This is a genomic window from Pseudomonas canadensis (assembly GCF_030980095.1).
Taxonomy (GTDB): Bacteria; Pseudomonadota; Gammaproteobacteria; order Pseudomonadales; family Pseudomonadaceae; genus Aquipseudomonas; species Aquipseudomonas canadensis.
The window spans coordinates 6,121,110-6,139,901 of the sequence record NZ_CP133298.1; the positions used below are offsets into that span (position 1 = coordinate 6,121,110).

Genomic DNA, 18,792 nt, shown 5'->3' on the forward strand with positions numbered 1-18,792 from the left:
TTTCGACGGCTCTTTCGGCGACACGTACCTATGTACGAAACCTCCGAAGGAATCGACGAAATCTGCGGTCTTTTTTATGCAAGAGGGAAATGCCCTACCGCAATGATCGAAGCATCCGACATCTTGCCGGCATACATCTGCTTAGGATCTTCCTTAAATCCACAGGAGATCTTCCCCATGCAAAAAACCTACACCCCCTACGGCAGCGACGTATCGGCAGGCACCTATGAGTGTGCCGACTGCGGACGCCACTACAGCAATCAGTCGAAGACTTCCCTTCCACCCTGCCCAAACTTCAAAGCAAGCCCGCACCTGCTGAAAGGCTGGAATATCCTCACCGGCCAGGGTGACGCTGTCGAAGATCCGTACCCGAACCAGCCTTCCCAATAACGGTGGGAGACTGAACCATGCAGATCTCATTCACTATTGATGCCCATACTTTCCAGCAGGAACAGCGGGAGCCGGTCAATAAAACCCTAAAAATTTCCGACAGCGAGATTGCAAGCGCGCTATAACGCATCGCCAAAGCACTGTTATGCCAGACGCTGGGCCTGAATGCCGTTGGGTGAAATCGTCGCGGTCAGCGGCCTGCTGCTGACCCTGACCACCTTCATGTTCAACTTGGCGTGGCCCAAGGTACATGATGCATTAGCAATGGATGAGAACCAATCAGGCGCGCAGGCCAGGAAACGAAGCAGGACGAAAGTCATCAATATTTTGCTTGCCTGCGCACTGCCCATGACCAGTACTTTCATGGCGCTGTTTTACGTAAACCTGCCCACCGCGGTCCGTGTCATGAACAGCAGCACACTGGACCTGTGGAACTTCGACGTGGATCGCACGCTGTACGTGCTAGTGGTCCTGGCATTGCGGGTGTTTGCGCTGTTCAATGCCTGGCTCGTCGTGCGACTGATCGATAAATGGCGGAAATTGGGTTAACCGCCAGTCGGGCTGCCGTGTTTCAACGCTCATGAGCGCCATAGCAACCCTGACCCTTATTCCAAAAAAAAGGCCCTGTTTTCACAGGGCCTTTTATTTAGACGCCGAACTGCTCGCGGTACGCCCGCACGGCCGGTAGATGCTGCTTAAGCTGCGGGTCGTCTTCCAGGAACTGCAACACTTGGTTCAACGACACAATGCTCACCACCGGAATGCCGAAATCGCGCTCCACTTCCTGGATGGCCGACAATTCACCGTTGCCACGTTCCTGGCGGTTCAGCGCGATCAGCACGCCGGCAGCCTTGGCGCCATCCTGGGAGGCGATGATCTGCATGACTTCGCGGATCGCAGTACCGGCGGTGATCACGTCGTCGATGATCAGCACGTCGCCCTTGAGTGGAGCCCCGACCAGGCTACCGCCTTCGCCGTGGGCCTTGGCCTCTTTGCGGTTGAAACACCATGGCAGATCCTGCCCGTGATGCTCAGCCAAAGCCACGGCCGTTGCCGCCGCCAGGGGGATACCCTTGTAGGCTGGGCCGAACAGCACGTCGAAGGAAATACCGCTTTCAACGATGGCTGCCGCGTAGAAACGACCCAGCTGGGCCAGGGCCGAACCCGAGTTGAACAAGCCTGCATTGAAGAAGTACGGGCTGGTGCGCCCGGACTTCAAAGTGAACTCACCGAAGCGCAAAACGCCGCGATCGATGGCAAAACGAATGAAATCGCGTTGATACGCCTGCATGAAAAAAGCCTCAGATACCACGGATTTAGCTAATTAGGTGGACGGCGTGTATCATACACGCACGCGATTTTTGGGGCCATTTATGCGGATCATCAGTGTGAACGTTAATGGTATTCAGGCTGCAGTCGAGCGTGGTTTGCTCAGTTGGCTGCAAGCCCAGAATGCCGACGTCATCTGCCTGCAGGATACCCGCGCCTCCGCCTTTGAACTGGACGACCCAGCCTTCCAACTGGATGGCTACTTCCTTTATGCCTGCGATGCCGAAGTGCCCACCCAAGGTGGCGTGGCTTTGTATTCGCGGTTGCAACCCAAGGCGGTCATCAGCGGCCTCGGCTTCGAGACAGCCGACCGCTACGGGCGCTACCTGCAAGCCGATTTCGATAAGGTCAGCATCGCGACCTTGCTGCTCCCTTCGGGGCAGAACGGCGATGAAGACTTGAACCAGAAGTTCAAGCTAATGGACGATTTCGCCCGTTACCTGGATAAACAGCGACGCAAGCGTCGCGAGTACATTTATTGTGGCTCGCTGTACGTGGCGCAACAGAAGCTGGATATCAAGAACTGGCGCGACAGCCAGCAATCCCCGGGTTTCCTGGCGCCGGAACGTGCCTGGATGGACGAGATTGTCGGCAACATGGGCTATGTGGATGCCCTGCGCGAAGTCAGCCGCGAAGGCGACCAGTACAGCTGGTGGCCAGACAACGAACAAGCTGAGATGCTTAACCTGGGCTGGCGTTTCGACTACCAGTTGCTCACCCCAGGTCTGCGCCGGTTCGTGCGCAGCGCACGCCTGCCGCGCCAGCCACGCTTCTCGCAGCACGCGCCGCTGATCGTGGACTACGACTGGACATTGACCATCTAAGGTCTTTTTCCAGGCACAAAAAAACCGACATCGCTGTCGGTTTTTTTGTGGGTGCTCATTATTTGATCAGGCGCCAGGTCAAGGGGTAGCGATAAACAATTCCCTTGTTGGCCTTGATGCTGCCAATGATAGTCAGCACCACCGTGGCGATCGCCAGGGCAACCATCAGGAAAAAGCCAATCACTGCAAAAGCCAGCACGATGCAAGCGATCCAGGCGATGGCCACGGTGATCTGGAAGTTCAGCGCTTCCTTGCCCTGATCATCAATGAACGGGTCCACTTCTTTCTTCATCTGCCACAGGATCAGTGGCCCCACGACGCTACCGAAGGGGAACACGAAGCCCAGAAACGCCGCGAGATGGCACAACATTGCCCCCTGGCGCACTTCGTAGGAAGGCGTAGGCACCGGCATTTGGCTGTTGTCATTCATGGCGTTTCTCCTTGAAACGGGCTCAGTCAGCCAGGGCGGCGTTCTGCAGCTCGAAGATTTCGGTCATGCCTTTCTGGGCCAGGGCCAGCATGGCGTTCAGCTCGGCCGGCTGGAATGGCGCGCCCTCGGCGGTGCCCTGTACTTCGATGAAACCACCGGTGCTCGTCATGACCACGTTCAGGTCGGTCTCGGCAGCCGAGTCTTCCAGGTAGTCCAGGTCCAGCACAGGCTCACCCTGATACATGCCTACCGATACCGCAGCAATCATCTGCTTGAGCGGGTCACCGCCTTTCAGGCCGCCACGCTTCTTGATCACTTTGAGTGCATCAACCAGGGCCACCATGGCGCCGGTGATGGACGCAGTACGGGTGCCGCCGTCGGCCTGGATCACGTCGCAGTCGACATACAGGGTCACGTCGCCCAGCTTGGACATGTCCAGGGCTGCGCGCAGGGAGCGGCCGATAAGACGCTGGATTTCCAGTGTACGGCCGCCCTGCTTGCCACGGCTGGCTTCACGCTGGTTACGCTCACCGGTGGCGCGCGGCAGCATGCCGTACTCGGCGGTCAACCAACCCTGGCCCTGGCCTTTGAGGAAACGCGGCACGCCGTTTTCGACGCTGACGGTGCAGATGACCTTGGTATCGCCAAACTCGACCAGTACAGAACCCTCGGCGTGTTTGGTGTAGTTGCGGGTGATGCGGATCGAGCGGAGCTGATCGGCAGCGCGACCACTTGGACGTTTCATAGGGAGACACCTGTACTGAGGACGAAAAACTGCCGAGCATTATAGAGCCGCGAGCCGTTTCGGGGCACTGCTAAAAAATTCGGTTACGAATGCTCGGGTTTGGGCGTGTCCGCCCCACTGCGCTACAATCCTGCGCCTTCTTAATCATCAGCCCGTGTTTGCGGGCTGCAACGCGAGGTACCTCCATGGTGCACAGCATGACCGCCTTCGCCCGCGTCGAAAAAGCCGGCGTCCAAGGCACCCTGAGCTGGGAACTGCGCTCGGTCAACAGCCGTTACCTGGAGCCGCACCTGCGCCTGCCGGAGTCGTTCCGCGATCTCGAAGGCGCCGTGCGTGAAGCACTGCGCCAGGGTATTTCCCGCGGCAAGCTGGAATGCACCCTGCGTTTTACCGAAGAAACCACCGGCAAGGCCTTGCAGATTGACCGCGACCGCGCCGCGCAACTGGTCGCCGCAGCCGAAACCATCGCCGGCCTGATCAAGCAGCCGGCCGCGCTCAACCCGCTGGAAGTGCTGGCCTGGCCCGGTGTACTGGTGGCCGACGCCACCGACCCGCAAACCCTTAACGCCGAAGCGCTCGCCCTGTTCAACCAAGGCCTCAAGGAGCTGAAAGCCGGCCGCGAGCGCGAAGGCGCCGAGCTGGCGCGCTTGATCAGCGAGCGCCTGACCGCCATTGAAGCAGACGTTGTCACCCTGCGTGAACTGGTGCCGCAGATGCTCGCCAGCCAGCGCCAGAAGGTGCTCGACCGCTTCACCGACATGAAGGCCGACCTCGACCCCACGCGCCTGGAGCAGGAAATGGTCCTGTTGGCGCAGAAGAGCGACGTTGCCGAAGAGCTCGATCGCCTGAGCACCCACATCCGCGAAGTGCGCCGCGTGCTCAAGTCCGGCGGTGCCGCCGGTCGGCGCCTGGACTTCCTGATGCAGGAACTCAACCGCGAAGCCAATACACTGGGCTCCAAGGCGTTCGACCCGCGCAGCACCACGGCGGCGGTCAACCTCAAAGTGTTGATCGAGCAGATGCGCGAACAAGTACAGAATATTGAGTAAGGCAACCTCCATGACCCACAGCACCGGCACCCTGTACATCATTTCCGCCCCTTCGGGCGCGGGCAAGAGCAGTCTGGTCAAGGCCCTGACCGACGCTGACGAGCAGATCCGCATTTCGGTTTCCCACACCACCCGCGCCATGCGTCCGGGTGAGGTAAACGGCGTGCACTATCACTTCGTCGAGCGCACCGAGTTCGTCAAGATGATCGAACACGGCGACTTCCTGGAGCGTGCCGAAGTGTTCGGCAACCTCTACGGCACCTCGCAAAGCCACCTGCAGCAGACTCTGGATGAAGGCCACGACCTGATCCTGGAAATCGACTGGCAGGGCGCCGAGCAAGTGCGCAAGCTGATGCCCCAGGCGCGCTCGATCTTCATCCTGCCGCCTTCGCTGCAAGCCTTGCACCAACGCCTGACCAACCGTGGCCAGGACAGTGACGAGATCATCGAAGGTCGTATGCGTGAAGCCGTCAGCGAAATGAGCCACTACGTCGACTACGACTACCTGATCATCAACGACGATTTTGCCCACGCACTGGACGATTTGAAGGCGATTTTCCGCACCAATCAGCTCCAGCAAAAGCGCCAGCAACAGCGTTTCGGCAAATTACTGGCCGAACTGCTCGGTTGATTGGCTCTTCCCAAAACCGCTGCAAGGGCTTTACATTGGCACTTGTAGCGGTTTTGCGAGGGCCTGCGAAAAATCAGCGCTTCCCTAAACGCTGGTGATTTTTTAAACTGTTTAGTCCGCTCGCCCAACCGGGCAGCGCGCATCTTGCATTCGCTCCGAGGAATACCATGGCCCGCGTAACCGTTGAAGACTGCCTAGAACACGTGGATAACCGCTTTGAGCTGGTCATGCTCTCTACCAAGCGTGCCCGTCAACTGGCCACTGGCGGCAAAGAGCCCCTGGTCCAGTGGGAAAACGACAAGCCTACCGTTGTAGCCCTGCGTGAAATCGCTGAAGGCCTGATGAGCTACGAGTTCATCGCCAACGCTGAAATCGTTGAAGACGAACCGCTGTTTGCAGCGTTCGAGGACGAGTCCAACGAGGCCGTCTAAGCCTATGCCTGGTCGACGTAGCACGGCGCGGGGTCACAGCCAACGGCAGGAGTTCACACTTTGCCGAGCATAGACGCCCTCGCCGATCGCTTATCGGCCTACCTCGGCCCAGACCAGGTCAACCTGGTCCGCCGAGCGTATTTCTACGCCGAACAAGCCCACGACGGCCAACGCCGGCGTAGCGGTGAGGCGTATGTCACCCATCCTCTTGCGGTGGCAAATATTCTTGCCGACATGCACATGGACCATCAGAGCCTGATGGCCGCGATGCTGCATGACGTGATCGAAGACACCGGCATCGCCAAGGAAGCGCTCAGCGCACAATTTGGCGAAACCGTGGCCGAACTGGTCGACGGGGTCAGCAAACTGACCCAGATGAACTTCGAGACCAAGGCTGAAGCCCAGGCGGAAAACTTCCAGAAGATGGCCATGGCCATGGCCCGCGATATCCGGGTGATTCTGGTCAAGCTGGCCGACCGGCTGCACAACATGCGCACGCTGGAAGTGCTGTCCGGCGAAAAACGCCGGCGCATCGCCAAGGAAACCCTGGAAATCTACGCGCCCATCGCCAACCGGCTGGGCATGCACGCCATTCGTATCGAATTCGAAGACCTCGGTTTCAAAGCCATGCACCCGATGCGTTCGGCGCGCATCTACCAGGCGGTCAAGCGCGCCCGGGGCAACCGCAAGGAAATCGTCAACAAGATCGAAGAGTCCCTGAGCCATTGCCTGGCGATCGACGAGATCGAAGGCGAGGTCAGCGGCCGGCAGAAACACATCTACGGCATCTACAAGAAGATGCGCGGCAAGCGTCGGGCCTTCAACGAGATCATGGACGTGTATGCGTTCCGGATCATCGTCGACAAGGTCGACACCTGCTACCGCGTGCTGGGCGCTGTACATAATTTGTACAAACCGCTGCCGGGGCGCTTCAAGGATTACATCGCGATTCCCAAGGCCAACGGCTACCAGTCGCTGCATACCACGCTGTTTGGTATGCACGGGGTGCCGATCGAGATCCAGATCCGCACCCGCGAAATGGAAGAGATGGCCAACAACGGCATCGCCGCCCATTGGCTGTACAAATCCAGCGGCGACGAGCAGCCAAAAGGCACCCATGCCCGTGCCCGCCAGTGGGTCAAGGGCGTGCTGGAAATGCAGCAACGTGCCGGCAACTCCCTCGAATTTATCGAAAGCGTGAAGATCGACCTGTTTCCGGACGAGGTCTACGTGTTCACGCCCAAAGGCCGGATCATGGAGCTGCCCAAAGGCTCCACGGCGGTCGACTTTGCCTACGCCGTGCACACCGATGTGGGCAACAGCTGCATCGCCTGTCGGATCAATCGTCGTCTCGCGCCGCTGTCCGAACCGCTGCAAAGCGGCTCCACGGTCGAGATCGTCAGCGCACCGGGCGCACGCCCGAATCCGGCATGGCTCAACTTTGTGGTCACCGGCAAGGCGCGCACGCACATCCGCCACGCCTTGAAACTGCAGCGCCGCTCCGAGTCCATCAGCCTGGGCGAACGCCTGCTGAACAAGGTGCTCAACGGTTTCGACAGCGCCCTGGACAAGATTCCTACAGAGCGCGTGCAAGCGATGCTCCACGAGTATCGCCAGGAAACCATCGAAGACCTGCTGGAAGATATCGGCTTGGGCAACCGCATGGCCTACGTGGTCGCCCGCCGCCTGCTCGGCGAAGGCGAACAATTGCCAAGCCCCGAAGGTCCGCTGGCGATTCGTGGCACCGAGGGCCTGGTGCTCAGCTACGCCAAGTGCTGCACGCCGATCCCGGGCGACCCGATTGTCGGCCATTTGTCGGCGGGCAAAGGCATGGTGGTGCACCTGGACAACTGCCGCAACATCACCGAAATCCGCCACAACCCGGAAAAATGCATCCAGCTCTCATGGGCCAAGGATGTCACCGGCGAATTCAACGTCGAGTTGCGGGTGGAGCTGGAACACCAGCGCGGCCTGATCGCCCTGCTCGCCAGCAGCGTCAACGCAGCCGACGGCAATATCGAGAAGATCAGCATGGACGAACGCGATGGTCGCATCAGCGTGGTCCAGTTAGTGGTCAGCGTTCACGACCGCGTGCACCTGGCCCGCGTGATCAAGAAACTGCGTGCCTTGACGGGTGTGATCCGCATCACTCGCATGCGCGCCTAAGCCACATTACAAGGAGTCATTCATGACCAAGACTGTTATCACCAGCGATAAAGCCCCGGCCGCCATCGGCACCTACTCCCAGGCGATCAAGGCAGGCAACACCGTCTACATGTCCGGCCAGATTCCACTGGACCCAAAGACCATGGAACTGGTTGAAGGCTTCGAAGCACAGACCGTGCAGGTCTTCGAAAACCTCAAGTCGGTGGCCGAGGCTGCCGGCGGTTCGTTCAAAGACATCGTCAAGCTGAACATCTTTCTCACCGACCTGAGCCACTTCGCCAAGGTCAACGAGATCATGGGCAAGTACTTCGAACAGCCTTACCCAGCCCGCGCCGCCATCGGCGTTGCCGCCCTGCCAAAGGGTGCACAGGTTGAGATGGACGCGATTCTGGTCATCGAGTAAAACACCCGGCGCAGCCCCCATAGGCTGCGCCGACTTCGTTTTAAAAGGATTTCATGATGCGCAAAGCGCTTGTAGCCTCATCACTGCTCGCCCTGTTGCTCGGCGGCTGCGCCAGCAACCCTGCCGACCGGGATGTGAGCGGCACCTGGATCAACCAGGTCGCCATCGATGCGGCGGCCAAAGGCGGCCCTTTGCGTGAAGCCCTGCAGAGCTTTGGCCCGAACCTCGAATGGGAGGTCAATACCAAGGCCTCGCAGGCACGCTACTACAACGGTTTTGAAGTAGCGGAAGGCAAATTGCTGGGTGAAAAGTCCGGCGCGTGGAGTGTGGACTTCTACGGCAGCTCCGCCACCGAACTCAAGCGCAAAGGCAAACAGCTGCTGCAAGTGGCCAACGACAACGAGCCGGAACAGCTGTTCGCTCGCCCCAAAGAGCCCGCACCGGAAGGCGCGCCACTGGGCGCAAACTTCGAGCGTGCGCTGTACGCCGCTTATATGGGGGGTGACTGGAAGATCCTCGACGGTTTCGGAAGCGGCGCCATCGTGCAATTCCAGGCCAACGGCAAGGTCGCTGGCCTGCCGAATGTCGATCAGTACTCGCTGTGCCTGGCGGGCGATTGCGCGTCCATGAGCGGTGGCTACGACAGTATCTGGCTGCAGTTGAACGGCCAGGGCAACCCGTGGATTTTTGTGCGCAAAGGCAAGCAACTGGAGATCTTCCAGGCGATCAATACCGCACAGGCGGATGAGGTGCCTTCGTTTACGCCAGGGCCTCGCCAGTGGTTGCTTGAAAAGCAATAAGCAGCCGAACGCGTATCCAAATGTGGGAGCGGGCTTGCTCGCGAAAGCGGTGTATCAGAAGCACATTCAGTGACTGACACAGCGCTTTCGCGAGCAAGCCCGCTCCCACATTTTCACCGCATTTCAGCCTTTCAGGATCGCCGCGTAGCCCTCGCGGTAAGTCGGGTACGTCGGCACCCAACCCAACGCCTTGGCTCGGGCATTGCTGCATTGCTTGCTGCCAGCACGCCGCACACTCGCGTCATCAGCCCATTCGGTCACACCCAGATACTCACGCAACCAATCCACCACCTCGGCCAGCGGCGCAGGCGCATCGTCGACGCCGATGTAGACCTTCTCCAGCGAGCCGCCCTTTTCCACATGATGCAACAAAAACGCCAGTAAACCCGCTGCGTCATCTGCGTGAATGCGGTTGCCATATAAAGGTGGGTCGATTGCCACGCGGTAGCCTTGGCGAACCTGGGTCAACAGCCATTCGCGGCCCGGTCCATAGATACCAGTCAGACGCACAATGCTGGCGGGGATGCCACTGTCGAGTGCAACTTGCTCAGCCTCCAACATTACTTGCCCGGAATATCCCTTCGCCTGAGTCTTCGACGTTTCGTCGACCCACTCGCCATTTTGCTGCCCGTAGACGCTGCTGCTGGATACAAACAGCAGGTGCTTAGGCTCCTGCCCGTAGTCGCCCAGCCACTCCAACACATTTTTCAGCCCTTCAACATAAGCAGCGCGATAGCCGGCTTCGTCATGGTCCGTCGCGGCAGCGCAGTACACCAGATAATCCACCCCGCCGATCGGCCAGGTGTCAGGGCAATCCTTGTTGAACAGGTCACCGGCAATACCGATCACGCCCTCGGGCAGCCGCGAAATATCGCGGCGCAGGCCATGAACCTCCCATTCCGAGTCGAGCAACTGGCTGGCCAGCCGGCTCCCTACATCGCCACAGCCGGCAATCACAACAGAAGGCGCAGACATCACAAAACTCCGTACTGAAAGGTCTAGGTTAGCCCTCGCGAGTGACCGACGGCCAGAAAAAGGGCAAATAAAGTAACTGTATTACTTCTGTTAACAAGAATTACTTGCAATAATAACCGCCCATTTGTCCTCGACCCCTTGGGTCTGGAAGGACGATCACTCATTTTTTCTCTCAGGTCCGGCCAGCATGACACGTAATACAACCCCCGCTTCGCCAACCAAGCTTCACAGCCCATCCCGCGCCTGGCGTGCGATTGCTGCGCTGCTGTTCAGCGTACTGCTGGCACCGACCGCCGCCTTCGCTGACGCCACCGCACCCGCCACCCCGGCTGCCGCCGAGCAAAATGCCGCGGCACCGGCAGCTCAAGTGGCTGCGCCGGCCGCCACCGACCCGGCCCTGGCGGCTGACCCAGCCTCCGCCGAAGACACCGGTGTGGTGCTGGAAGAAGACAACACCCTGGGCATGGCCCATGACCTGTCGCCGTGGGGCATGTACCAGAACGCTGACGTGGTGGTGAAAGCCGTGATGATCGGCCTGGCCATCGCCTCGATCATCACCTGGACCATCTGGATCGCCAAAGGCTTCGAGCTGCTGGGCGCCAAACGTCGTCTGCGCACTGAAATCGTCCACCTGAAAAAGGCTACCACCCTCAAGGAAGCCAGCGAAAGCGCGACCAAGAAGGGCACCCTGGCCAACACTCTGGTGCACGACGCGCTGGAAGAAATGCGCCTGTCGGCCAACACCCGCGAAAAAGAAGGCATCAAGGAGCGTGTGGCCTTCCGCCTGGAGCGCCTGGTGGCAGCCTGCGGTCGTAACATGAGCAGCGGCACCGGCGTGCTGGCAACCATCGGTTCTACCGCGCCGTTCGTCGGCTTGTTCGGTACCGTGTGGGGCATCATGAACAGCTTCATCGGCATCGCCAAAACCCAGACCACCAACCTTGCCGTCGTTGCCCCTGGCATCGCCGAAGCCCTGCTGGCGACCGCCCTGGGCCTGGTTGCCGCGATTCCTGCGGTGGTGATCTACAACGTCTTCGCCCGTTCGATTGCCGGCTACAAAGCCCAGGTATCGGACGCGTCGGCAGAAGTCCTGCTGCTGGTCAGCCGCGACCTCGATCACCTGCCTACCGAGCGCAGCTCGCAACCGCACATGGTGAAAGTGGGGTAATCGGCCATGGGCCTGCATTTGAATCAAGGCGACGACGAACTCGTCGAGAACCACGAAATCAACGTCACGCCGTTTATCGACGTGATGCTGGTGCTGCTGATCATCTTCATGGTGGCGGCACCGTTGGCGACCGTGGACATTAAGGTCGACCTGCCCGCGTCCAGCGCCAAACCTGCGCCACGGCCAGAGAAACCGATCTTCCTCAGCGTCAAGGCGGACCAACGCCTGTTCCTGGGCGAAGAAGAAGTCAAAGCTGAAACCCTGGGCCCGGTGCTCGACGCCAAGACCCAAGGCAAGAAAGACACGACGATCTTCTTCCAGGCTGACAAGGGCGTGGACTACGGCGACCTGATGAGCGTGATGGATGCCCTGCGGGCAGCCGGCTACCTCAAGGTCGGCCTGGTCGGACTTGAGACGGCAGCCAAGAAATGATCACGACGCGCCACAAACTGACGCGTTATGGCACCAGCCTCGCCGTCGTACTGGGCGTGCATGCCGTCGCGATCGCTATCGCGCTCCATTGGTCCGCGCCGCGCACGGTGCAGTTGCCGCCGGCTGCCATGGTCATCGACCTGGCACCGATGCCAGCCCCGCCGCCGCCAGCGCCGCCCAAGGTGGTAACGCCGCCGCAACCGCCTGCACCGGTGGAAGAGCTGCCCCTGCCGAAACTGGCCGAGGCACCCAAGCCAACGATCCAGGTGCCCAAGCCGGTCAAGCCCAAGCCTAAACCGCAGCCGCCGAAGCCTGTGGAGAAGAAGATCGAGCCGCCCAAGGAGAAACCCTCCGAGGATCCGCCGAGCGATGCTCCGCCGACCCAGGCACCGGCTGAGAAATCGGCCCAACCTGTACCAGGCCCTTCTCCGCAGCAAATCGCAGCGAAGGCTTCCTGGGAAGGCACGCTGCTGGCTCACTTGCAGAAGTACAAAAAGTACCCGCCAGGCGCGCAGGCCCGTGGCAAGGAAGGCCTGAACCGCCTGAAGTTCGTGGTGGATGCCGAAGGCAACGTGCTGTCCTACGAGTTGGTGGGCCGCTCCGGCAACGCCGACCTGGACCGCGCCACGCTGGACATGATCCGTCGCGCCCAACCGCTGCCCAAGCCACCGGCAGACATGCTCAAAGGTGGCAGCATCGAGATCGTTGCACCGTTCGTGTACAACATCGAGAAGCGTCGTCGCTGAAAAATGAAGGTGGTGAGGGGCAACCCTTACCACCTTCAGCAAAATCTGCGTAACTCCCCGCTCAATCCCCAGTAAAGTTCTGATAACGTGCGTCTATCGATTGCAGCCGGTATGCTTGGCCCGCAACCTCATGGACGCCCGCTATGACTCTTACAGAATTACGCTACATCGTTACCCTCGCCCAAGAGCAGCACTTCGGCCACGCGGCCGAGCGTTGCCATGTCAGCCAGCCGACGCTGTCGGTGGGCGTGAAAAAGCTTGAAGACGAACTCGGTGTGCTGATTTTCGAGCGCAGCAAGAGCGCCGTGCGCCTAACGCCTGTGGGCGAAGGCATTGTGGCCCAGGCCCAGAAGGTGCTGGAGCAGGCGCAAAGCATTCGCGAACTAGCCCAGGCCGGCAAGAACCAGCTGACCGCACCGCTGAAAGTCGGCGCCATCTACACCGTCGGCCCGTACCTGTTCCCGCACCTGATCCCGCAACTGCACCGCGTCGCGCCGCAGATGCCGTTATATATCGAAGAAAACTTCACCCACGTGCTGCGCGACAAACTGCGCAACGGCGAGCTGGACGCGATCATCATCGCCCTGCCGTTCAACGAAGCGGACGTGTTGACCCTGCCGCTCTACGACGAGCCGTTCTACGTCTTGATGCCCGCTTCCCACCCGTGGACGCAAAAGGACACCATCGACGCCGGCCTGCTCAACGACAAGAGCCTGCTGCTGCTGGGCGAAGGCCACTGCTTCCGTGACCAGGTATTGGAAGCCTGCCCGACCCTGACCAAGGGCAACGACGGCGCCAAGCACACCACCGTGGAATCCAGCTCCCTGGAAACCATCCGGCACATGGTCGCCTCCGGCCTGGGCATTTCGATCCTGCCGCTGTCGGCGGTGGACAGCCACCACTACGCCCCCGGCGTGATCGAAGTGCGCCCACTGACGCCGCCGGTACCGTTCCGTACCGTGGCGATCGCCTGGCGCGCCAGCTTCCCACGACCGAAAGCGATTGAGATCCTCGCCGATTCGATCCGCCTGTGCTCGGTGGCCAAGCCGACGGCTGCGAGCTAAGCAACGGTATGACTGAGCTGTCGCAGGTGTCGGTGACGGCACTCAAGGGTGTCGGTGAAGCCATGGCCGAGAAGTTGGCCAAGGTCGGCCTGGAAAACCTCCAGGACGTGTTGTTCCACCTGCCCCTGCGCTATCAGGACCGCACCCGCGTGGTGCCCATCGGCCAGTTGCGCCCTGGGCAGGACGCGGTGGTCGAAGGCACGGTCAGCGGCGCCGACGTGGTGATGGGCAAGCGTCGCAGCCTGGTGGTGCGTCTGCAGGATGGCACCGGTGGCCTGAGCCTGCGCTTCTACCATTTCAGCAACGCGCAGAAAGAAGGCCTAAAACGCGGCACCCGCGTACGCTGCTACGGCGAAGCGCGGCCTGGTGCATCGGGCCTGGAAATCTATCACCCGGAATACCGCGCCATTACCGGCGATGAACCGCCGCCAGTCGACACCACGCTCACACCGATCTACCCGCTCACCGAAGGCCTGACCCAGCAACGCCTGCGCCAGCTGTGCATGCAGACGCTGACGATGCTCGGCCCGAAAAGCCTGCCCGACTGGCTGCCGCTGGAGCTGGCCCGCGACTATCAACTGGCGTCGCTGGACGATGCGATTCGCTACTTGCATCACCCGCCTGCCGATGCCGATGTCGACGAGCTGGCGCTGGGTCATCACTGGGCCCAGCACCGCCTGGCGTTTGAAGAACTGCTGACTCACCAACTCTCCCAGCAGCGCCTGCGCGAAAGCATGCGTTCCCTGCGTGCGCCGGCGATGCCCAAGGCCACGCGTTTGCCCGCGCAATACCTGGCCAACCTGGGCTTTGCGCCGACCGGCGCCCAACAACGCGTAGGTAATGAAATCGCCTACGACTTAAGCCAGCAGGAACCCATGCTGCGCCTGATCCAGGGCGATGTGGGCGCAGGCAAGACCGTGGTCGCCGCTCTCGCCGCCTTGCAAGCGCTGGAAGCTGGTTACCAAGTGGCGTTGATGGCGCCCACCGAAATTCTTGCCGAGCAGCACTTCATCACCTTCAAGCGCTGGCTCGAGCCTCTGGGCCTGGAAGTGGCGTGGCTGGCCGGCAAGCTCAAGGGCAAGGTACGCGCAGCAGCACTGGAGCAGATTGCCGGTGGTGCACCCATGGTGGTGGGCACCCACGCGCTGTTTCAGGATGAAGTGCAATTCAAGAATCTGGCGCTGGTGATCATCGACGAACAGCATCGATTCGGCGTGCAACAACGCCTGGCCCTGCGCCAGAAAGGCGTGGGGGGGCGCATGAACCCGCACCAGTTGATCATGACCGCCACGCCGATCCCGCGCACCCTGGCGATGAGCGCCTACGCCGACCTCGACACCTCGATCCTCGACGAACTGCCGCCCGGCCGGACGCCGGTCAACACCGTGTTGGTCACCGACACCCGACGTGTCGAAGTGATCGAGCGCGTGCGCGGCGCCTGTGCCGAAGGGCGCCAGGCGTACTGGGTGTGCACGCTGATCGAAGAGTCCGAGGAGCTGACCTGCCAGGCTGCCGAGACCACCTTTGAAGACCTCACCAGCGCCTTGGGCGAGCTCAAGGTCGGCCTGATCCATGGCCGCATGAAGCCCGCAGAAAAAGCCGCCGTGATGGCCGAATTCAAGGCCGGTGACCTGCAACTGTTGGTGGCTACCACGGTGATCGAGGTCGGTGTGGACGTACCCAACGCCAGCTTGATGATTATCGAGAACCCCGAGCGCCTTGGCCTGGCGCAACTGCACCAGTTGCGCGGCCGGGTCGGCCGGGGCAGCGCCGCCAGCCATTGCGTGCTGCTCTACCACCCGCCGCTGTCACAGATTGGTCGCCAGCGCCTGGGCATCATGCGTGAAACCAACGACGGTTTTATCATTGCCGAAAAAGACCTCGAGCTGCGCGGCCCCGGTGAAATGCTCGGCACCCGCCAGACCGGCCTGCTGCAATTCAAGGTCGCCGACCTGATGCGCGACGCTGACCTGCTGCCGGCCGTGCGCGATGCGGCGCAAGCGCTGCTCGAACGTTGGCCGGATCATGTCAGCCCATTGCTGGACCGCTGGCTACGCCATGGGCAGCAATACGGCCAAGTGTGACGCCTGACTTTGTAGGAGCGAGCTTGCTCGCGAAGCGCGTTAACGATGACGCGGACACCGGGGAATGAACGCGGTGACCTGGGATGTCTTCGCGAGAAGCTCGCTCCCACAGAGGTTCAGCGCCAACCGCGTCACAAACAACAGTTAACCGACCAACACTTGTATCAAGCTGGTTATACTTCGTGGACTGTAAGAAATTGGATCAGGCCATGTCAGAAGTTGCCCTCGCCACAGCCCCACTGACCGCCCCGCCGGTCATTCGGGCTCTGCTCGCAAAACTCGCCATCCCCTACACGGAAGTCACCGACCTACCGGGCCTGAATCCTGCGCGAAAGGTCCAGGCCGTGTTGCTGGAAGACGCGGTGGGCGCACTGATGGTGCTGTTCCCGCAGAACCAATTGCTCGACCTCAACCGCCTCGCCGAACTCACCGGTCGCCGCCTCACGGCAGTATCGCCGGATCGCGTCGAACGCATGCTGGGCAAGCACGAACTGAGCCTGTTGCCAGGCCTGCCGCCGCTCACCAGTTCGCCGTGCCTGTACGAAGGCAGCCTGCTCAACGAGCCGAGCCTGCTGGTGCATTCGGGCGAAGCCGGGCTGCTACTGGAAATACCGACCGACACGTTCAAGACGATGCTGACCAAGGCCAGCGCCGGCCACTTCGGCGAGCCGCTGAGCAACATCCGCCCCAACCTTGACCGCCCGAATGATGACCGCGAGGAAATTACCCAGGCGATGCAGGCATTCACCGCCCGCCGCATCCAGCAACGCCTGGAAGCGACCATCGAGATTCCACCGCTGGCCGACACGGCGCAGAAGATCATCAAGCTGCGTGTCGACCCGAATGCCACCATTGATGACATCACCGGCGTGGTCGAAACCGACCCCGCTTTGGCTGCGCAAGTCGTGAGCTGGGCCGCGTCGCCCTACTACGCGTCGCCGGGCAAGATCCGCTCCGTGGAAGACGCCATCGTGCGCGTGCTGGGTTTTGACCTGGTGATCAACCTGGCGCTGGGCCTGGCATTGGGCAAGACCCTGAGCCTGCCCAAGGATCACCCGCACCAGTCCACACCCTACTGGCACCAGTCAATCTACACCGCCGCCGTGATCGAAGGCCTGACCCGCGCCATGCCCCGTGCCCAGCGCCCGGAAGCCGGACTGACCTACCTCGCGGGCCTGCTGCACAACTTCGGTTACCTGCTGCTGGCTCACGTGTTCCCGCCGCACTTTTCGCTGATCTGCCGTCACCTGGAGGTCAACCCGCACCTGTGCCACAGCTATGTCGAGCAACACCTGCTGGGCATCAGCCGCGAGCAAATCGGTGCGTGGCTGATGCGCTACTGGGACATGCCGGATGAACTGTCCACTGCCCTGCGCTTCCAGCACGATCCGACCTACGATGGTCAGTACGCTGAATACCCGAACCTGGTGTGTCTGGCGGTACGCTTGTTGCGCAGCCGTGGGATTGGCTCCGGGCCAGATGAGGCGATTCCGGATGCGCTGCTTGAGCGTCTGGGCTTGAGCCGTGACAAGGCTGAGGAAGTGGTGGGCAAAGTGCTGGATGCCGAGGTGCTGTTGCGCGAGTTGGCGTCCCAGTTCAGCCAGGGCTAACCCACCACCTGTTACATCGCCATCGCCGGCAAGCCGGCTCCTACAGAGTTTGTGTAGGAGCCGGCTTGCCGGCGATGAATTCAACCCTTCTTTTTCTTCGGCTTCAAATACTTGGTCAACCCCTGGAACCAGATCACCAGCGCCGGGTTGCCCTTGATCTGGATCGACTTGTCCTGAATCCCCGTCATGAACGCCAGTTGCTTGTTCTTCGCCTGCATCGTGGCGAAGCCGTAGGCCGCATCTTTAAAGGCGATGGCGAACGCCGGCGAAGGGTGAACACCCGAACGGCTGGTGATGCGCTGGTCTTTGACGATGAAGTGACGGGCAACCTTGCCGTCGAGGGTCTGCAGCTGGAAGGCCAGGTCTTTGTCACCCAGTTGCTGCTGGAAGGCGGGATTGGTGCGGCTGGCTTTGCCCATCATCAGGCCCAGCACCCACAGGAGAAGACGAAATTTCATGCACACGGCCTCGGTGTAATTATTGAGTGGCCGCAGCAGTTTAACGATTTGCTAAAAGAACGCCACCGATCTAGCGCATTAGCGGAAGATCGGCTGGCGTTTGACGCTTATAGCAGCATGTTACTTAAACGTTAGGGCAAGGTACCGGGGCCCAATCGGCCAGGTTCGGATCGCGGCAGCTGCCTTCGAGCTGGGCCTTACCGGCGCTGGCGACCTGCTTGCTTTCAGCTTGCTTGGCCTGCACGGTCTGAATGCTCTTCTCGGTGGTGACAGCTTCTTTCGGCACGACTGGCAGAGCCTGCTTTTTCGCAACCTTGACCGGCTTCTTGCCCTTGGCCGGAGCAATCACAGGAGCGGTATCGGCGGTCGCCACGGTCACCACGTCGTTACGCTGCACGCCCACTTGCTGCAGGTCTTTCTCGTAGGCCTGGGTGTAGTTGTTCAGGTCTTCGCTGGCTTTGCCGTTGACCGCGACGATCAGGTCATTGGATTCCTTCAGGCCCGCCACGATTTCTGCCAGGCGCTTGCGGCCTTCGGTGTCGTTGACGGTCTTGGCCTTGCGGTCGGCCACCAGCTTGGTGAACGCGCTCTGGTAGCACTGTTGCGACGCTTTGGCGTACGCGGTGCTGCGGTCGATGTCGGACGCGCTTTTGTTGAAGTCGGTGGAGTAGGACGCAATGCGCTGGTTGTCATCGCTGATCTGCTTCTGGCGCTCGGTGTAGTAACCCGCCGCGCCGCCGGCCAGGGCGCCGCCCGCTGCACCGATGGCGGCGTTACGGCCGCGCTTGTCGGAGTCGCCGGTCAGGGCGCCCAGCAGTGCACCGCCGGCCGCGCCGATGGCTGCGCCGGTGACGACCGACTTGGTCATGTCCGAGTCAGTCGCACGCAGGTGCTGCACCGGCTCGTAGCAGTTCGGGTAGTACTCGACCTTGGTGCTCGACGCGACCTTAGAGGCCGGCGACGTGGCACAACCGGTCAACACAGTGCTGAAACCGGCCGCGATCAGCAGCAAGTGACGCTTGGAAACCGCCTTACGGGAAAAAAGCATAGGTGTGTT

General features: G+C 60.9%; 21 protein-coding genes. 15 read left to right on the forward strand and 6 right to left on the reverse strand.

The features are described 5' to 3' along the window. The first annotated feature begins 177 nt into the window (after positions 1–177). On the forward strand, positions 178–390 hold the full coding sequence (locus tag RB216_RS28605; RefSeq protein WP_028618475.1) for a hypothetical protein: 213 nt from the start codon (positions 178–180) through the stop codon (positions 388–390). 165 nt (positions 391–555) lie between these two features. Further along, positions 556–939, forward strand: coding sequence for a hypothetical protein (locus RB216_RS28610; RefSeq protein ID WP_236317250.1), 384 nt, complete (start codon positions 556–558; stop codon positions 937–939). A gap of 97 nt (positions 940–1,036) precedes the next feature. Here the strand turns inward: RB216_RS28610 and pyrE are convergent, their stop codons facing one another. Next, positions 1,037–1,681, reverse strand: a complete 645-nt coding sequence (pyrE, locus tag RB216_RS28615) for an orotate phosphoribosyltransferase (protein WP_028618476.1) — start codon at positions 1,679–1,681, stop codon at positions 1,037–1,039. A gap of 82 nt (positions 1,682–1,763) precedes the next feature. Between pyrE and crc the strand changes: the two genes are divergently transcribed. Next, complete coding sequence (crc, locus tag RB216_RS28620) at positions 1,764–2,543, forward strand: catabolite repression control protein Crc (RefSeq protein WP_003195493.1); 780 nt, start codon at positions 1,764–1,766, stop codon at positions 2,541–2,543. Between the two features lie 58 nt (positions 2,544–2,601). On the opposite strand, the gene RB216_RS28625 is transcribed toward crc, so the two are convergent. Continuing rightward, positions 2,602–2,973 carry a DUF4870 domain-containing protein gene (locus RB216_RS28625; RefSeq protein WP_025856354.1) on the reverse strand — a complete coding sequence of 124 codons (372 nt, stop codon included), beginning with the start codon at positions 2,971–2,973 and terminating at the stop codon, positions 2,602–2,604. Between the two features lie 22 nt (positions 2,974–2,995). Then, positions 2,996–3,718: a ribonuclease PH gene (gene rph, locus RB216_RS28630; RefSeq protein ID WP_016975928.1), complete on the reverse strand. Its 723-nt coding sequence runs from the start codon at positions 3,716–3,718 to the stop codon at positions 2,996–2,998. Positions 3,719–3,903: 185 nt separating this feature from the next. Between rph and RB216_RS28635 the strand changes: the two genes are divergently transcribed. From RB216_RS28635 to RB216_RS28660, 6 genes are all read left to right on the forward strand, one after another. After that, positions 3,904–4,767 (forward strand): YicC/YloC family endoribonuclease, encoded by an 864-nt coding sequence (locus RB216_RS28635; RefSeq protein ID WP_236317252.1) that lies wholly within the window; start codon positions 3,904–3,906, stop codon positions 4,765–4,767. Between the two features lie 10 nt (positions 4,768–4,777). Then, on the forward strand, positions 4,778–5,398 hold the full coding sequence (gene gmk, locus RB216_RS28640; protein WP_308908143.1) for a guanylate kinase: 621 nt from the start codon (positions 4,778–4,780) through the stop codon (positions 5,396–5,398). A 167-nt stretch (positions 5,399–5,565) separates the two neighbouring features. Next, the gene (gene rpoZ, locus RB216_RS28645; RefSeq protein WP_003176920.1) at positions 5,566–5,829 is read left to right on the forward strand and encodes a DNA-directed RNA polymerase subunit omega; all 264 of its coding nucleotides are present in this window, start codon (positions 5,566–5,568) and stop codon (positions 5,827–5,829) included. Positions 5,830–5,889: 60 nt separating this feature from the next. Continuing rightward, the gene (gene spoT, locus RB216_RS28650) at positions 5,890–7,995 is read left to right on the forward strand and encodes a bifunctional GTP diphosphokinase/guanosine-3',5'-bis pyrophosphate 3'-pyrophosphohydrolase (RefSeq protein ID WP_016975931.1); all 2,106 of its coding nucleotides are present in this window, start codon (positions 5,890–5,892) and stop codon (positions 7,993–7,995) included. A 22-nt stretch (positions 7,996–8,017) separates the two neighbouring features. After that, positions 8,018–8,398, forward strand: coding sequence for a deaminase RidA (gene ridA / locus RB216_RS28655; protein WP_003176922.1), 381 nt, complete (start codon positions 8,018–8,020; stop codon positions 8,396–8,398). 56 nt (positions 8,399–8,454) lie between these two features. Then, on the forward strand, positions 8,455–9,198 hold the full coding sequence (locus RB216_RS28660) for a hypothetical protein (RefSeq protein WP_016975932.1): 744 nt from the start codon (positions 8,455–8,457) through the stop codon (positions 9,196–9,198). Between the two features lie 123 nt (positions 9,199–9,321). Here RB216_RS28660 and RB216_RS28665 read toward each other — a convergent pair whose 3' ends face one another. After that, positions 9,322–10,173 carry an SDR family oxidoreductase gene (locus RB216_RS28665; protein ID WP_308908144.1) on the reverse strand — a complete coding sequence of 284 codons (852 nt, stop codon included), beginning with the start codon at positions 10,171–10,173 and terminating at the stop codon, positions 9,322–9,324. 187 nt (positions 10,174–10,360) lie between these two features. On the opposite strand from RB216_RS28665, the gene exbB reads away from it, so the two are divergent. From exbB to RB216_RS28695, 6 genes are all read left to right on the forward strand, one after another. Beyond that, positions 10,361–11,341: a tonB-system energizer ExbB gene (gene exbB, locus RB216_RS28670; protein WP_308908145.1), complete on the forward strand. Its 981-nt coding sequence runs from the start codon at positions 10,361–10,363 to the stop codon at positions 11,339–11,341. Positions 11,342–11,347: 6 nt separating this feature from the next. After that, positions 11,348–11,773, forward strand: coding sequence for a TonB system transport protein ExbD (gene exbD / locus RB216_RS28675; protein WP_003195519.1), 426 nt, complete (start codon positions 11,348–11,350; stop codon positions 11,771–11,773). Beyond that, positions 11,770–12,519, forward strand: coding sequence for a TonB family protein (locus tag RB216_RS28680; protein WP_016975935.1), 750 nt, complete (start codon positions 11,770–11,772; stop codon positions 12,517–12,519). The genes exbD and RB216_RS28680 overlap by 4 nt, the downstream gene beginning before the upstream one ends. A 143-nt stretch (positions 12,520–12,662) precedes the next feature. Further along, positions 12,663–13,583, forward strand: coding sequence for a hydrogen peroxide-inducible genes activator (locus RB216_RS28685; protein ID WP_016975936.1), 921 nt, complete (start codon positions 12,663–12,665; stop codon positions 13,581–13,583). An 8-nt stretch (positions 13,584–13,591) separates the two neighbouring features. After that, a complete protein-coding gene (gene recG / locus RB216_RS28690) occupies positions 13,592–15,667 on the forward strand; it encodes an ATP-dependent DNA helicase RecG (RefSeq protein WP_308908146.1) in 2,076 nt (691 codons plus the stop codon). A gap of 209 nt (positions 15,668–15,876) precedes the next feature. Continuing rightward, entirely contained in the window at positions 15,877–17,277 is a 1,401-nt protein-coding gene (locus RB216_RS28695; RefSeq protein ID WP_122729884.1) for an aminoacyl-tRNA deacylase and HDOD domain-containing protein, read from the forward strand. Between the two features lie 80 nt (positions 17,278–17,357). Here RB216_RS28695 and RB216_RS28700 read toward each other — a convergent pair whose 3' ends face one another. Together RB216_RS28700 and tagQ are read right to left on the reverse strand one after the other, a co-directional pair. Next, entirely contained in the window at positions 17,358–17,735 is a 378-nt protein-coding gene (locus tag RB216_RS28700; RefSeq protein ID WP_028618482.1) for a hypothetical protein, read from the reverse strand. Between the two features lie 124 nt (positions 17,736–17,859). Continuing rightward, positions 17,860–18,783 (reverse strand): type VI secretion system-associated lipoprotein TagQ, encoded by a 924-nt coding sequence (gene tagQ, locus RB216_RS28705; RefSeq protein WP_308908147.1) that lies wholly within the window; start codon positions 18,781–18,783, stop codon positions 17,860–17,862. Between the last annotated feature and the right edge of the window lie 9 nt (positions 18,784–18,792).

Bases quoted from the DNA above. Each gene is read 5' to 3' on its own strand.
- RB216_RS28605 (WP_028618475.1), top strand. From the start codon at position 178: ATGCAAAAAACCTACACCCCCTACGGCAGCGACGTATCGGCAGGCACC.
- RB216_RS28610 (WP_236317250.1), top strand. From the start codon at position 556: ATGCCGTTGGGTGAAATCGTCGCGGTCAGCGGCCTGCTGCTGACCCTG.
- pyrE (WP_028618476.1), bottom strand. From the start codon at position 1,681: ATGCAGGCGTATCAACGCGATTTCATTCGTTTTGCCATCGATCGCGGC.
- crc (WP_003195493.1), top strand. From the start codon at position 1,764: ATGCGGATCATCAGTGTGAACGTTAATGGTATTCAGGCTGCAGTCGAG.
- RB216_RS28625 (WP_025856354.1), bottom strand. From the start codon at position 2,973: ATGAATGACAACAGCCAAATGCCGGTGCCTACGCCTTCCTACGAAGTG.
- rph (WP_016975928.1), bottom strand. From the start codon at position 3,718: ATGAAACGTCCAAGTGGTCGCGCTGCCGATCAGCTCCGCTCGATCCGC.
- RB216_RS28635 (WP_236317252.1), top strand. From the start codon at position 3,904: ATGGTGCACAGCATGACCGCCTTCGCCCGCGTCGAAAAAGCCGGCGTC.
- gmk (WP_308908143.1), top strand. From the start codon at position 4,778: ATGACCCACAGCACCGGCACCCTGTACATCATTTCCGCCCCTTCGGGC.
- rpoZ (WP_003176920.1), top strand. From the start codon at position 5,566: ATGGCCCGCGTAACCGTTGAAGACTGCCTAGAACACGTGGATAACCGC.
- ridA (WP_003176922.1), top strand. From the start codon at position 8,018: ATGACCAAGACTGTTATCACCAGCGATAAAGCCCCGGCCGCCATCGGC.
- RB216_RS28660 (WP_016975932.1), top strand. From the start codon at position 8,455: ATGCGCAAAGCGCTTGTAGCCTCATCACTGCTCGCCCTGTTGCTCGGC.
- RB216_RS28665 (WP_308908144.1), bottom strand. From the start codon at position 10,173: ATGTCTGCGCCTTCTGTTGTGATTGCCGGCTGTGGCGATGTAGGGAGC.
- exbB (WP_308908145.1), top strand. From the start codon at position 10,361: ATGACACGTAATACAACCCCCGCTTCGCCAACCAAGCTTCACAGCCCA.
- exbD (WP_003195519.1), top strand. From the start codon at position 11,348: ATGGGCCTGCATTTGAATCAAGGCGACGACGAACTCGTCGAGAACCAC.
- RB216_RS28680 (WP_016975935.1), top strand. From the start codon at position 11,770: ATGATCACGACGCGCCACAAACTGACGCGTTATGGCACCAGCCTCGCC.
- RB216_RS28685 (WP_016975936.1), top strand. From the start codon at position 12,663: ATGACTCTTACAGAATTACGCTACATCGTTACCCTCGCCCAAGAGCAG.
- recG (WP_308908146.1), top strand. From the start codon at position 13,592: ATGACTGAGCTGTCGCAGGTGTCGGTGACGGCACTCAAGGGTGTCGGT.
- RB216_RS28695 (WP_122729884.1), top strand. From the start codon at position 15,877: ATGTCAGAAGTTGCCCTCGCCACAGCCCCACTGACCGCCCCGCCGGTC.
- RB216_RS28700 (WP_028618482.1), bottom strand. From the start codon at position 17,735: ATGAAATTTCGTCTTCTCCTGTGGGTGCTGGGCCTGATGATGGGCAAA.
- tagQ (WP_308908147.1), bottom strand. From the start codon at position 18,783: ATGCTTTTTTCCCGTAAGGCGGTTTCCAAGCGTCACTTGCTGCTGATC.